Source organism: Nocardiopsis suaedae (assembly GCF_027706745.1).
In the GTDB taxonomy this organism is placed as follows: domain Bacteria; phylum Actinomycetota; class Actinomycetes; order Streptosporangiales; family Streptosporangiaceae; genus Nocardiopsis_A; species Nocardiopsis_A suaedae.
The window spans coordinates 26,138-38,684 of record NZ_JAQFWP010000021.1 but is presented as its reverse complement, the minus strand read 5'-3'; the positions used below and the strand labels follow the sequence as shown (position 1 = coordinate 38,684).

The window sequence follows — 12,547 nt, the reverse complement described above, 5'->3', positions numbered from 1 at the left end:
CGGTGATTTCATCCACCCCTGCTCCATACGGCGCGCATAATAGTGAATTGCCCTGGCGGCGCTTACGATCTCCACCATGACCTGCGTTCTGCTGGCCGAAGACGACACCTCGATCTACGAGCCGCTCGCGCGCGCCCTGCGCCGCGAGGGCTATACCGTCGACGTGACCGTCAATGGCACCGACACCCTCGACCGCGCCCGCGCGGGGGACATCGACCTGATGGTCCTTGACCTGGGCCTGCCGGAGATGGACGGGCTCGAGGTCGCCCGGCGGCTGCGGGCCGAGGGGCACACCACGCCCATCCTCATCCTGACGGCGCGGGCCGACGAGGTCGACACCGTGGTGGGGTTGGACGCCGGCGCCGACGACTACGTCACCAAACCCTTCCGGCTGGCCGAACTGCTGGCCCGGGTCCGGGCGCTGCTGCGCCGGGGCGGGGCCGAGGTCCCGGTGGTCCACGGGGTGCGGATCGACAACGACTCGCGCCGCGCCTGGCTGGGCGAGGAGGAGCTGCAGCTCACCACGAAGGAGTTCGACCTGCTGCGGGTCCTGGTGCGCGAGGCCGGGAAGGTGGTCACCCGCGAGCACATCATGCGCGAGGTGTGGGACACCAACTGGTGGGGATCGACCAAGACCCTCGACATGCACATCTCCTGGCTCCGCCGCAAGCTCGGGGACGACGCCAACCAGCCCTCCTACATCACCACCGTGCGCGGCGTCGGGTTCCGGTTCGAACGGGACTGACGCAGCGGCCGACCACCCGCCTGCGCCGCGGACGGCCGCCGGAACGGGGGCCCGACCAGAAGGGACGACATGCGCAGGCGGATGCTGTTCTCCACACTCGTGGTGACCGTGATCGCGGTCCTGCTCCTCGGCCTGCCCCTGGGCGCCCTGGTGTACCGCTCGGCCTACGAGGAGGCCGGGCGCGCGCTCCAGCAGGACGCCGACGTGATCGCGGCCGACGCCGACGCCCAGTTGCAGAACGAGGGCGGTATCGACGTCCCGCACTTCGCCCAGGTCTACCCCGACCTGGCGGTGCGCCTCACGCCCCCGGGCGCCGACGGGCCGGTGCGGGCGGGAGGATGGGACTACTCCCCCGGGGCCGGGGGCACCCGCGCCGTGATGGACGCCGAGACGGTCTCCTCCGGCGGCGTGCGGGTGGAGGTCTGGCGCAGCACCCGCCCCATCCAGGAGAGCGTGTTCAACGCCTGGCTCGGCATCGCCTCGCTGTCGCTGCTGGCCATCGGGGTCGCGGTGGGGCTGGCGATCCTGCAGGCGCGGCGGCTGACGCTGCCGCTGGTGGACCTGGCGGCCACCGCCGAGCGCCTGGGGTCGGGGGTGGCCACCCCCTGGGGCCACCGCTACGGCATCCCCGAGGCCGACCGGGTCGCCGAGGTGCTGGACCGCAGCGCCGAGCGGATCGCCGGGCTGATCGCCACCGAGCGGCACTTCGCCACCGACGCCTCCCACCAGCTGCGCACCCCGCTCACCGCGCTGACCATGCGCCTGGAGGAGATCATCGCCGAGGCCGACGACCCCGCCGTGGTGCGCGAGGAGGGCGAGGCGGCGCTGCAGCAGGCCGAGCGGCTCACCCAGACGGTGGAGAGCCTGCTGGGGCGGGCCCGCCAGAGCCAGAACCCGGAGGTGGAGCCGGTCAGTGTGGACCGGCTGCTGGAGCGGTTCGTCGGCGAGTGGTCGCCGATGTTCCGGCAGAACGGGCGGGAGCTGCGGCTCACCGGCGCCAAGGGGATGACCGCGATGACGGTGCCCATGGACCTGACGCAGATCATGGCGGTGCTGGTGGAGAACGCGGCGGTGCACGGGCGCGGCACCGTCACGGTGAACGTGGTCGACGGCGGCCACTCGGTCCGCATCGAGGTGGGCGACGAGGGCGAGGGCGTGCCCGAGCACCTGGTCGGCAAGATCTTCGACCGCGAGGTGAGCGGCGCCGGCGGCACCGGCCTGGGCCTGGCCCTGGCCCGGCACATCGCCGAGTCCGAGGGCGCCCGCCTGGAGCTGGTGCGGGCCAACCCGCCCACGTTCGCGGTGTTCCTGCCGGTCGGCGGCGAGGGCCTGGACAAGGCCACCGGACCGGTGTAGAGCCGACCCTCGTCGATCTCGGGGAAGTCGGGGTTAAAACGGACATCATGAGAACGGGTTCCCCGAGATCATCGCGGTTTCGAGCTCTCAGTACCCCCGGTCGATCCACTCCTGCAGGTGCGGGGCCTCCGCGCCGATGGTGGTGGACGGGCCGTGGCCGGTGTGCACCACCGTCTCGGGGGGCAGGCCCAGCAGCCGGTCCCGGATCGAGGCGATGATGGTCGGGAAGTCCGACAGCGACCGCCCGGTGGCGCCCGGTCCCCCGCTGAACAGGGTGTCCCCGGTGAACACCACGCCCTCCTCGGCCGCGTACAGGCACACGCCCCCGGGCGAGTGCCCGGGGGTGTGCAGCACCTCCAGCTCCGTCCCCCCGGCCTGCAGCCGCTCGCCGTCCAGCAGCGGCGCGTCCGGCTCGGTGTCCGGGTGCACGCGGTGCCACAGCTCGGCGTCGTCGGGGTGCAGCAGGATCGGCGCGTCGCACAGGGCCGCCAGCTCCACCGCCGCGTTGACGTGGTCGTTGTGCCCGTGCGTGCACACCACCGCCATCAGCTCCCGGTCGCCCAGCGCGCGGGCGACGGCCTCATGGTCGTGGGCGGCGTCGATGACGACGGCCGTGCGGTCGTCGCCGACGATCCAGACGTTGTTCTCCACCTCCCACTCGCCGCCGTCCAGGGCGAAGACCCCGGAGGTCACCAGGCTCTGCACGGTCCGCACGGACGCGTCGGCCATTCAGCGGACCACCACCGATCGCAGCACGCTCCCCTTGCCCATCCGTTCGAAGGCCTCCTCCACGTCGTCCAGGGCGATCCGCTCGGACACGAACGCGTCCAGGTCCAGCCGCCCCTGCAGGTACAGGTCGATCAGCATCGGGAAGTCCCGGGAGGGCAGGCAGTCCCCGTACCAGGAGGACTTGACCGCCCCGCCGCGCGCGAACACGTCCAGCAGCTCAAGCTCGGTCCGCATCTCCGGCGTGGGCACCCCCACCAGGACGGCGGTGCCCGCCAGGTCGCGGGCGTAGAACGCCTGCCGGAAGGTCTCGGGGCGGCCCACCGCGTCGATCACCACGTCGGCGCCGAACCCGCCGGTGCGCTCGCGGATCGCGGCCACCGGGGCCTGCTCGCGGGCGTTGACGGTGTCGGTGGCGCCCAGCGCGGCGGCCCACTCCAGCTTGCGCGGGTCGATGTCGACGGCGATGATCCGGGCGGCCCCGGCCAGCCGCGCCCCGGCCACCGCGGCCGCGCCCACCCCGCCGCAGCCGATGACCGCCACGGTGTCGCCGCGCCCCACCCCGCCGGTGTTGACGGCCGCGCCCAGCCCGGCCATCACCCCGCAGCCGAGCAGCCCGGCGGCGGCCGGGTCGGCGGCGGGGTCGACCTTGGTGCACTGCCCGGCGGCGACCAGAGTGGCCTCGGCGAACGCGCCGATGCCCAGGGCCGGTGAGAGCGGGGTGCCGTCGGCCAGGGTCATCGGCCGGGCCGCGTTGGCGGTGTCGAAGCAGTACCAGGGGCGGCCGCGGGCGCAGGCGCGGCACCGGCCGCACACCGCCCGCCAGTTCAGCACCACGAAGTCGCCGGGCTCCAGGCCCTCGGTGCCGGGGCCGACGGCCTCGACCACGCCGGCGGCCTCGTGGCCGAGCAGGTAGGGGAAGTCGTCGCCGATGCCGCCCTGGCGGTAGTGCAGGTCGGTGTGGCAGACCCCGCAGGCCTGCACCTCCACCCGCGCCTCCCCCGGTCCGGGGTCGGGGACGATCACCGTCTCCAGGGAGACGGGGGCGTTCTTCTCGACGGCGACGGCGGCGCGGACCGCACGGCCGGTGCGGCCGGTGCGGCCGGAGGTGTGGGGATCGTGGGACACCAGCGCTCCTCGGGGTCGGCCCCTGGCTCTTCCCCCTCCCCATGCCCCGCGCCGCCCCGCCGCAAGCGCGGCGGGACTCAGGCCCCCGGCGCCGGGGTGGCCGGGGAGGCCGAGGTGGCCGGGGCAGGTGTGAACACCCGGCGCAGCGCGTAGGGCTGCAACCGCCCCAGGCCGTGCGCGTGGCGCGGGCGCACCGCCGCCACCTGCAGCGCCGACTCGCCTTCGAGCTGCTCGGCCATGGCGTCGTCGATGAGCACCGTGCCCGGCCGGGCGAAGGAGGTCAGGCGGCTGGCCCGGTTCACGGTGGTGCCGAACACGTCGCCCAGCAGCGCCAGGATCGGCCCGAAGGCCACCCCCACCCGCACGTCCGGCACCTCGATGTCGGTGGCGACCCCGTCGGACAGGCGCAGCGCGATCTCGGCGGCCTGGCGCGGCGTGTTGGCGACGAAGAACACCTCGTCGCCGAGGGTCTTGACGACCCGGCCGCCGCCGGAGGACACGATGTCGGTGGCGGTGGACTCGAACCCCTCCACCACCTCGGCCAGCTCCACCTCGTCCAGTTCGCGGCTGAGATTGGTGAAGGACACCAGGTCGGCGAAGCCCACGGCGAGCGGGAAGTAGGTGGGCGCGGCGTCGTCGCTGCTCTCCATGAAGGCCAGGCGGCGCGCCGAGGAGGCGGCGAGCTGCCGCCGCCAGATGTGCACCAGCAGCTTCTCCACGTCCGGCAGCAGCTCGCGGGTGAGGCCCACCAGCGGCCCCAGGCCGCCGTCGTCGCCTGCGCCCGCGGTCTCCGGCGCGTCCCCGCCCCCGTCCCGCCCGAAGGCCAGGTTGGACACGATGCTGGTCTGCCACTCGGCCAGGCGGGCCATGGTCTGCCCCATGGAGCGGGCCAGGCGGATCGCGGCCTCCTCGTCCACCTTGCCGTCGGCCAAGAGGTCGGCGGCGGTGCGCAGGGCCTCGACGTCGCTGTCGGTGAACGCGGCGGCGTCCTCGCCGCGGCTGGGGAAGCCCAGGGCCCGCCAGACCCGCCCGGCGAACTCGGGAGGGGCGCCGGAGAGCCGCACGGCCTCGGCGCGGGTATGGCGCGCCTCTCCTCCCAACAGGGCGGCTTCGATCTGCTCGGGGTCCGGACGCGCGGGCATACGTTCTCTCGTCTTCGCTGCGGTGGTGGGCGGGCCTCGGATAACGGTCCGGGCCCCACACGATCACATCAGTGTCACTGTCGGTTTAGCGGGCGGGACCTCTCCCCGTCAAGAACGCCCCGGCCCCCGGGCATCTGGCGTGGCCTCCATGGTGCCACGCCGGTGCGGGCCCCAGAAGGGCACCCTGCGCACGCGGCCCCGCGCGCGCACCGGCCGTCAGCGCACGTGCACCACGTCGCCCGCGCTCACCGCCTCCGCGGCGCCCGCGTCCGGGCGGACGACGAGACGGCCGTCGGCGTCCACGTCCTCGGCCTCGCCCTCCAGCAGCCGCCCGGCGGGCAGGTGGACGCGCACCCGGCGGCCGAGCGTGGCGCAGCCCTCCCGGTACTCGCGGGCCAGGCCGCTCGCCTCGGCGTCGCCCCCGGCCGCCTCCCAGGCGCCGTACACGTCGGCGAAGGCGCGCAGCACGGCGCGCAGCAGCGGGTCCCGGTCGCCGTGCGGGTCGCCCTCCAGCACCAGGGAGGTGGCCGTGTCCACCGGCAGCTCCGCGCGCCCCTGGCTCACGTTCAGCCCCATGCCCACCACCACCGCCGGGCCGCCGCCGGAGAAGTCGGCCTCGGCCAGGATCCCGGCGAGCTTGCCGCCCGAGGGGCCGAGCACGTCGTTGGGCCACTTGAGGGCCGGGAACACCTGGCCGACGAAGCCGCACGCCCGCACCGCCGCCACCCCCATGGCCAGCGGCAGCCACCCCAGCCGTCCGGGGGCCGCGCGCGGGCGCACCAGCACCGAGAAGGTGAGGGCCGCCCGGTCGGGGGTGGTGAATCCACGGCCGAGGCGCCCCCGGCCCGCGGTCTGGTGCTCGGTGACCAGAACCCGCCCCGCCTCGGCGCCCTCGCGGGCCCGGGCCAGCAGCTCGGTGTTGGTGGACCCGAGCGCGGGGACCACCTCCAGCCCGGTCCACATCGTCTCGGGCCGCACCAGGGCGCGGGTGAGCGCGCGCTCGCTGAGCGGCGGGCGGTCCGGATCGGCGTACGGGGAGGGCGTGGCGCTCATGGGTCCATGTATACCGGTGCGGCCCCTTCCCCCCGGAAGGGGCCGCGCCGGGTCAGCCGGTGTTCTGCAGTCCGGCCGCCACACCGTTGACCGACAGCAGGAGCAGCCGCTCCAGGTGCCGCTGGTCGTCCTCGTCCAGCTTCTCGGCCTCCGGGCCGCGCAGCGCGTTCAGCGCCCGCAGCTGCAGGTGCGACAGCGCGTCCACGTACGGGTTGCGCAGGTCCACCGCCCGCGACAGCACCCGCCGGTTCTCCAGCAGCCGGGTGTGCCCGGTGGTGTCCAGCACCAGGTCCCGGGTGCGGTCGTACTCGGCCAGCACCTTGTCGGTCAGCTCGGGCCGGCCGCCCAGCCGCAGGTACCGCTCGGCGATCGCCCGGTCCGTCTTGGCCAGGCTCATCTCCGCGTTGTCCAGCAGCGAGGCGAACAGCGGCCACTCGGCGTAGGCCGCGCGCAGCGCCTCCGGGTCCGAGACGGCCGCCAGCCCGGTGCCCAGGCCGTACCAGCCCGGCAGGTTGACCCGGGTCTGGGTCCAGGCGAACACCCACGGGATGGCGCGCAGGTCGTCCAGCCCCCGGGCGGCCGAGCGGCGCGAGGGCCGCGAGCCCAGCCGCAGCTCGCCCAGCTCCTCCAGCGGGCTGACGCGGGAGAACCACTCGGCGAACCCGTCGGTGTCGATGAGCTCCCGGTAGGCGGCCTGCGCCGCCTCGGCGATCTCGTCGGCCAGGCCCCGGAACCGGTCCGCGGCCCGGCGCGCCCGGTCCTGCACGGTGCCGGTGGAGGCCAGCAGCACCGCGTGCCCGACCTGCTCGGCGTGGCGGTGCGCGATGGCCCGCTGCCCGTACCGGGCGAAGATGACCTCGCCCTGCTCGGTCACCTTGAACCGCCCGTCCACCGACCCGGGGGCCTGCGCCAGCAGGGCCCGGCTGGCCGGTCCGCCGCCCCGGCCGAGGGAGCCGCCGCGGCCGTGGAACAGGGTGAGCACCACCCCGTTGCGGTCGGCCCACTCGGCCAGCCGCCCCTGCACGTCGTACAGGCGCAGGGTGGCGCTGACCGGGCCGACGTCCTTGGCCGAGTCGCTGTAGCCGAGCATGACCTCCAGCCGGTTCCCGGACTCGGCCAGGCGCCGCCGCACGTCCGGAAGCTCCAGCATGCCGTCCAGCACCCGCGGCGAGGCGTCCAGGTCGGCGCCGGTCTCGAAGAGCGGGATCACGTCCAGCACCGGGGCCTTGCCCGCGGGCAGGGCGTGCGCGGCCAGCTCGTGCACGGCGGCCACGTCCGCGGCCGAGCGGGTGAAGCTGACGATGTAGCGGCGGCAGGCGTCGACGCCGAACCGCTCCTGGATCCAGGCCACGACCCGCAGCGTGGCCAGCACCTCCTCGGTGGCCTCGGACAGCGCGCCCCCGGCGCGCACCTCCTCCAGGGCCCGGGCGTGCACCGCGCTGTGCTGGCGGATCTCCAGCTCGGCCAGGTGGAACCCGAAGGTCTCGGCCTGCCAGACGAGGTGCTGCAGCTCCCCGTAGGCCTGGCGCCGGGCCCCGGCCGCGTCCAGCGAGGACTGCACCGTGCGCAGGTCCTCCAGGAGCTGCTCGGGGCGCTGGTAGGCCAGGTCGGCGTTGCGCTCGCGGGTGGCGCGCAGCCGCGCGGCGGCGAACATCAGCATCTGCCGGTGCGGCTCGTTCGGGGAGCGCTTGGCGATGTCGGCCATCAGCGGCGGGTGCGCGGCCTGCGCCGTGGCCAGGGTGTCGCGCAGGTCCTCGCCGGCCGGAGTGAGGTTGGCGTAGGCGGTCAGGGTGCGCGCCACCCGGCCGCAGGCCTCCTCCAGGCTGCGCAGCACGTGCTCGGACTGGATGGCGATGGCCTCCCGGGTCACCTCGTGGGTGACGAACGGGTTGCCGTCCCGGTCGCCGCCGATCCAGCTGCCGTAGCGCATGAACGCGCGCGCCTGCGGCGGGCGGGTGCCGGTCCCGGCCGGGTCCAGCGCGGTGTCCAGCGACCGGTAGATCTCCGGCACCACCGCGAAGATGGTCTCGTCGAAGGCGGCCATGGCGGTGCGCACCTCGTCGAGCGGGTCGAGCTTGGTGTAGCGCAGCTGGGAGGTGCGCCAGAGCAGGTCCACCTCCTCGGTGAGGCGGCGGCGGGCCTCCCGCTCGGCGGCGCTGTCGGGGTGGGCGGCGTGCAGCCGCTCCAGCTGGGCGCCGATCCGCACGATGGCGGTGGACACGGCGCGGCGGCGCGCCTCGGTGGGGTGGGCGGTGAGCACCGGGTGGAACTCCATGCCCTCCACGAACCGGGCCAGCCGCTCCTCGCCGCAGTCGGCGCGGACCGTCTCCACCGCGGCGGCCAGCGACTCGCCGGGCGGGTGCACCGCGTCGTCGCGCTCGCGCAGGGCGCGCATGCGCTGGTGCTCCTCGGCCAGGTTGGCGAGGTGGAAGTAGACCGTGAACGCGCGCGCCACCTGCTTGGCGCGCTCCAGCGGCCAGGACTCGACCAGATCGGTGATCGAGGCCGGGTCGACGGTGCCCTCGCGGGCGCCGATCACGGCGGTGCGCAGCTTCTCCACGTCGGCCAGCAGGTCCTCGCCGCCGCCCTCGGCCAGTACCGTGCCCAGGGTGCCGCCGAGCAGCCGGATGTCGCTGCGCAGCTGCTCCGGCATCTCCTGCCGGGCGCCCTCGCGCCCGGCACCGGCGGGGTCGTTCGCCATCGCCCGATCTCCTCTCGCAGGGTCACCGCACCGGCGCCGTTGCAGGTTCCGCGGTGGCGTGTCGGTGCGACAGCCTAGCGGTGATGGTCTGGACCATTGGGCACCCGGGGTGCCTCTGTTCCGACCTGCGGCGCCGTCCGGCGCGGCCGGGCAGTGGTCTACCCGGCCGCGCCCCGGTGCCTACCCGCCCAGCGCCGGGATCACCTCCCTGCCGTATGTGACGGCCACCTCGTCCACGGCGTCGTGCATGGCGTAGACGGCGAACTGGTCGACCCCCAGGGCGCGGAGCTCTTTCAGACGGCGCACGTGCTCCTCGGGCGGGCCGAGCACGCAGAACCGGTCCACGACGGCGTCCGGCACGAACGCGGTGTCGGGGTTGCCGGTGCGGCCGTGGTGGGCGTAGTCGTACCCCTCCCGCTCCCTGATGTAGTCGGTGAGCTCGGCGGGAACGGCCCCTGAGGCCGCGCCGTAGCGGGCGACGAGGTCGGCGACGTGGTTGCCGACCATGCCGCCGAACCAGCGGCACTGCTCGCGGGCGTGGGCGAGCCCCTCGGGGGTGCCGTCGGTGGTGTAGGCGGGCGCGGCGACGCAGATCGCCACGTCGTCCGGGTCGCGCCCGGCCTCCCGGGCCGCCCGCCGCACCGCCTCCACCATCCACTCGGTGAGGAAGGGGTCGGCGAGCTGGAGGATGAACCCGTCCGCGGTGCGCCCGGCCATCGCCAGCGCCTTGGGCCCATAGGCCGCCGCCCACACCGGCAGGTGCCCGTCCCGCACCCACGGCAGCCGCACCGGGTCCCCGGCGGGCTCCCCGTCGGGGCCGGTGCCCAGGCGGGCCCCACGCCCCTCGGCCAGGTCCCGGATGGCGGTGATGGCGCGCTCCAGCCGCACCAGCGTGGTGGGCCTGCGCCCGGCCACGCGCATCGCCGAGTCGCCGCGCCCGATCCCGCACACCGTGCGCGGCCCGAACATCTCGTTCAGCGTGGCGAACGCCGACGCGGTGACCTCCCACGCCCTGGTGGACGGGTTGGTCACCATCGTGCCCACCCGGAGCGTCTCGGTGGCGGCCAGGATGCGGCTGTAGATGACGAACGGCTCCTGCCAGAGCACCGCCGAATCGAACGTCCACCCGTGGCTGAACCCCAGCTCCTCGGCGCGCCGCATCCGCTCGACGACCTGCGCGCCGGGCGGGTCGGTCTGCAGAACCAGCCCCACGTCCATGGCGCTCCCCTCTCAGATCAGTTCCCCGCACAGCCCGCGCCGGACGAACCCGCCGTGCCCGGCCGCGCCGGTGTAGGCGCCCCGGTCCACGACCACGCGCCCGCGGGAGAGCACCGTGCGGGCCTTCCCGGTGACGTGCAGCCCCTCGTAGGCCGAGTAGTCGACGTTCATGTGGTGGGTGGCGGCGGAGAGCACGTGCCCGGCCCCCGGGTCGTAGACGACGATGTCGGCGTCGGCGCCGGGCGCGATCGTTCCCTTGCGCGGGTACAGGCCGAACATGCGGGCGGGCGCCGCGCAGGCCAGCTCGATCCACCGGCGCCGGGAGATGCGCCCGTCCAGCACCGCCTGGTGCAGCAGGTCCATGCGGTGCTCCACCCCGGGCATCCCGTTGGGGATCTTGGAGAAGTCCCCCAGGCCCAGCTCCTTCTGGCCCTTGAAGCAGAACGGGCAGTGGTCGGTGGAGACCACCGACAGGTCGCCGGTGCGCAGCGCCCGCCAGAGCAGCTCCTGGTGCTCGCGCGGTCGGAGCGGTGTGGAGCACACGTACTTGGCGCCCTCGAAGTCCGGGCGCGCCAGGTCGTCGACGGACAGGTACAGGTACTGCGGGCAGGTCTCGGCGAAGACGTTGAGCCCCTCGTCGCGCGCGCGGGCGATCTCCTCGACCGCCTGGCCCGCCGACACGTGCACGATGTACAGCGGGGCGCCCGCCACCTGGGCCAGGCGGACCGCCCGGTGCACCGCCTCGGACTCCAGCAGTTCACGGCGGACCCGCCCGTGCGCCTCGGGGCCGGTGCGCCCCTCGGCGAGCGCCTGCTCCACGAGCACGTCGATCGCCAGGCCGTTCTCGGCGTGCATCATCATCAGGCCGCCGTTGGCGGCGGCCCGCTGCATGGTGCGCAGGATCCGCCCGTCGTCGCTGTAGAACACGCCCGGGTAGGCCATGAACATCTTGAACGAGGTGATGCCCTCGTCCACCAGGGCGTCCAGTTCCTTGAGGGCGTCGGGCACCGCGTCCCCGACGATGGCGTGGAAGCCGTAGTCGACCGCGCACACCCCGTCGGCCTTGGCGTGCCAGGCGTCCACGCTCGCCCGCAGCGACTCGCCCGCGCGCTGCACGGCGAAGTCGACGATGGTGGTGGTCCCGCCCCAGGCGGCCGCCCGGGTACCGGTCTCGAAGGTGTCGGAGGCGTAGGTGCCGCCGAACGGCATCTCCATGTGGGTGTGGGCGTCCACGCCGCCGGGGACCACGTAGTGCCCCTCGGCGTCGATCACCTCGGCCCCGCCGCGCGCCCAGGCCTCGGCGGCCTCGCTGCCCCGGGCCGCCACGGCGGCCACCCGCTCGCCCTCGATGAGGACGTCGGCGGGGGTCTCCTCGGCGGCGGTCACCAGCAGGCCGCCGCGGACCAGGGTGCGCGCCGCTCCCGTCGTCGCTGCCATGTCCGCCTCCCCTCAGGCCCCGGTGAGCGGGCCGTAGGCGTCGGGGCGCCGGTCGCGGTAGAACGCCCACTGGGTGCGGGCCTGCTCGACCATGTCGAAGTCGAGGTCGCGCACGACCAGCTCGGCCTTGCGGTCCGAGGCGACCTCGCCCACGAACGCCCCGCGCGGGTCGGCGAAGTAGCTGCTGCCGTAGAAGTCGTTGTCGCCGTACTCCTCGGTGCCCACCCGGTTGATGGCGGCCACGTAGTACAGGTTGGCCACGGCGGCGGCCGGCTGCTCCAGCTTCCACAGGTGCGCCGACAGGCCCCGGCTGGTGGCCGACGGGTTGTACACCAGCTGCGCCCCGGCCAGGCCCAGCGCGCGCCACCCCTCCGGGAAGTGCCGGTCGTAGCAGATGTAGACGCCGATCCGGCCGGCGGCGGTGTCGAACACCGGCCAGCCCAGGTTGCCGGGGCGGAAGTAGTACTTCTCCCAGAACCCCTTCACCTGCGGGATGTGGTGCTTGCGGTACTTGCCCAGGTAGGTGCCGTCGGCGTCGATGACGGCGGCGGTGTTGTAGAACCAGCCCGGCCCCTCGCGCTCGAACACCGGCAGCACCATCACCATGCCCAGCTCCCGCGCGAGCGCGGAGAACCGGGTGACCGTGGGCCCGTCCGGGACCTCCTCGGCCAGGGCGAAGTGCTCGTCCTGCTGCACCTGGCAGAAGTAGGGGCCGGTGAAGATCTCCTGGAAGCCGATCACCCGCGCCCCCTGGGCGGCGGCCTGTCTGGCGTAGTGCTCGTGGGCGTCGGTCATCGACGCGGTGTCGCCGGTCCACTCGGTCTGCACGAGCGCGGCACGAACCATCTGCGGCATGGCCCTCCTTAACGCCGTCCCGGGCCCCCCTTGGCCGCGGGAAGCGTCGACGGTAGGCAGGCTCTCGCACGGGGGTCAACGGTCCCAGGCGACACGCCCCGTCCGGACCAGGGGTTTCGGTCGTCCGCAGCCGTGACGGCCGGGATGCGTGTCCAGCATGTGGAAGTAACGGGGGTCACCCCGGCG

Annotated in this window: 10 protein-coding genes; 2 read left to right on the top strand and 8 right to left on the bottom strand. The window is 74.4% G+C overall.

Annotation, left to right across the window (positions count from 1 at the left end; genetic code table 11):
- The first annotated feature begins 76 nt into the window (after positions 1-76).
- On the top strand, positions 77-745 hold the full coding sequence (locus tag O4U47_RS13105; RefSeq protein ID WP_270678107.1) for a response regulator transcription factor: 669 nt from the start codon (positions 77-79) through the stop codon (positions 743-745).
- 69 nt (positions 746-814) lie between these two features.
- Positions 815-2,101: a sensor histidine kinase gene (locus tag O4U47_RS13100; RefSeq protein ID WP_270678106.1), complete on the top strand. Its 1,287-nt coding sequence runs from the start codon at positions 815-817 to the stop codon at positions 2,099-2,101.
- Positions 2,102-2,188: 87 nt separating this feature from the next.
- Here the strand turns inward: O4U47_RS13100 and O4U47_RS13095 are convergent, their stop codons facing one another.
- From O4U47_RS13095 to O4U47_RS13060, 8 genes are all read right to left on the bottom strand, one after another.
- Positions 2,189-2,830: an MBL fold metallo-hydrolase gene (locus tag O4U47_RS13095; RefSeq protein WP_270678105.1), complete on the bottom strand. Its 642-nt coding sequence runs from the start codon at positions 2,828-2,830 to the stop codon at positions 2,189-2,191.
- Complete coding sequence (locus tag O4U47_RS13090; protein WP_270678104.1) at positions 2,831-3,955, bottom strand: S-(hydroxymethyl)mycothiol dehydrogenase; 1,125 nt, start codon at positions 3,953-3,955, stop codon at positions 2,831-2,833.
- Between the two features lie 77 nt (positions 3,956-4,032).
- Positions 4,033-5,097 (bottom strand): adenylate/guanylate cyclase domain-containing protein, encoded by a 1,065-nt coding sequence (locus tag O4U47_RS13085; RefSeq protein WP_270678103.1) that lies wholly within the window; start codon positions 5,095-5,097, stop codon positions 4,033-4,035.
- 216 nt (positions 5,098-5,313) lie between these two features.
- Complete coding sequence (locus O4U47_RS13080) at positions 5,314-6,150, bottom strand: biotin--[acetyl-CoA-carboxylase] ligase (protein WP_270678102.1); 837 nt, start codon at positions 6,148-6,150, stop codon at positions 5,314-5,316.
- 52 nt (positions 6,151-6,202) lie between these two features.
- Positions 6,203-8,803, bottom strand: a complete 2,601-nt coding sequence (locus tag O4U47_RS13075; protein WP_270678151.1) for a phosphoenolpyruvate carboxylase — start codon at positions 8,801-8,803, stop codon at positions 6,203-6,205.
- Positions 8,804-9,031: 228 nt separating this feature from the next.
- On the bottom strand, positions 9,032-10,069 hold the full coding sequence (locus O4U47_RS13070) for a TIGR03842 family LLM class F420-dependent oxidoreductase (protein WP_270678101.1): 1,038 nt from the start codon (positions 10,067-10,069) through the stop codon (positions 9,032-9,034).
- A 12-nt stretch (positions 10,070-10,081) separates the two neighbouring features.
- Positions 10,082-11,506 (bottom strand): dihydropyrimidinase, encoded by a 1,425-nt coding sequence (hydA, locus tag O4U47_RS13065; RefSeq protein WP_270678100.1) that lies wholly within the window; start codon positions 11,504-11,506, stop codon positions 10,082-10,084.
- Between the two features lie 12 nt (positions 11,507-11,518).
- The gene (locus tag O4U47_RS13060) at positions 11,519-12,361 is read right to left on the bottom strand and encodes a nitrilase-related carbon-nitrogen hydrolase (RefSeq protein ID WP_270678099.1); all 843 of its coding nucleotides are present in this window, start codon (positions 12,359-12,361) and stop codon (positions 11,519-11,521) included.
- Between the last annotated feature and the right edge of the window lie 186 nt (positions 12,362-12,547).

Excerpts from the sequence above, each read along its gene's own strand:
- hydA (WP_270678100.1), bottom strand. The coding sequence starts at position 11,506 with ATGGCAGCGACGACGGGAGCGGCGCGCACCCTGGTCCGCGGCGGCCTG.
- O4U47_RS13095 (WP_270678105.1), bottom strand. The coding sequence starts at position 2,830 with ATGGCCGACGCGTCCGTGCGGACCGTGCAGAGCCTGGTGACCTCCGGG.
- O4U47_RS13105 (WP_270678107.1), top strand. The coding sequence starts at position 77 with ATGACCTGCGTTCTGCTGGCCGAAGACGACACCTCGATCTACGAGCCG.
- O4U47_RS13060 (WP_270678099.1), bottom strand. The coding sequence starts at position 12,361 with ATGCCGCAGATGGTTCGTGCCGCGCTCGTGCAGACCGAGTGGACCGGC.
- O4U47_RS13075 (WP_270678151.1), bottom strand. The coding sequence starts at position 8,803 with ATGCCGGAGCAGCTGCGCAGCGACATCCGGCTGCTCGGCGGCACCCTG.
- O4U47_RS13085 (WP_270678103.1), bottom strand. The coding sequence starts at position 5,097 with ATGCCCGCGCGTCCGGACCCCGAGCAGATCGAAGCCGCCCTGTTGGGA.
- O4U47_RS13070 (WP_270678101.1), bottom strand. The coding sequence starts at position 10,069 with ATGGACGTGGGGCTGGTTCTGCAGACCGACCCGCCCGGCGCGCAGGTC.
- O4U47_RS13080 (WP_270678102.1), bottom strand. The coding sequence starts at position 6,150 with ATGAGCGCCACGCCCTCCCCGTACGCCGATCCGGACCGCCCGCCGCTC.
- O4U47_RS13100 (WP_270678106.1), top strand. The coding sequence starts at position 815 with ATGCGCAGGCGGATGCTGTTCTCCACACTCGTGGTGACCGTGATCGCG.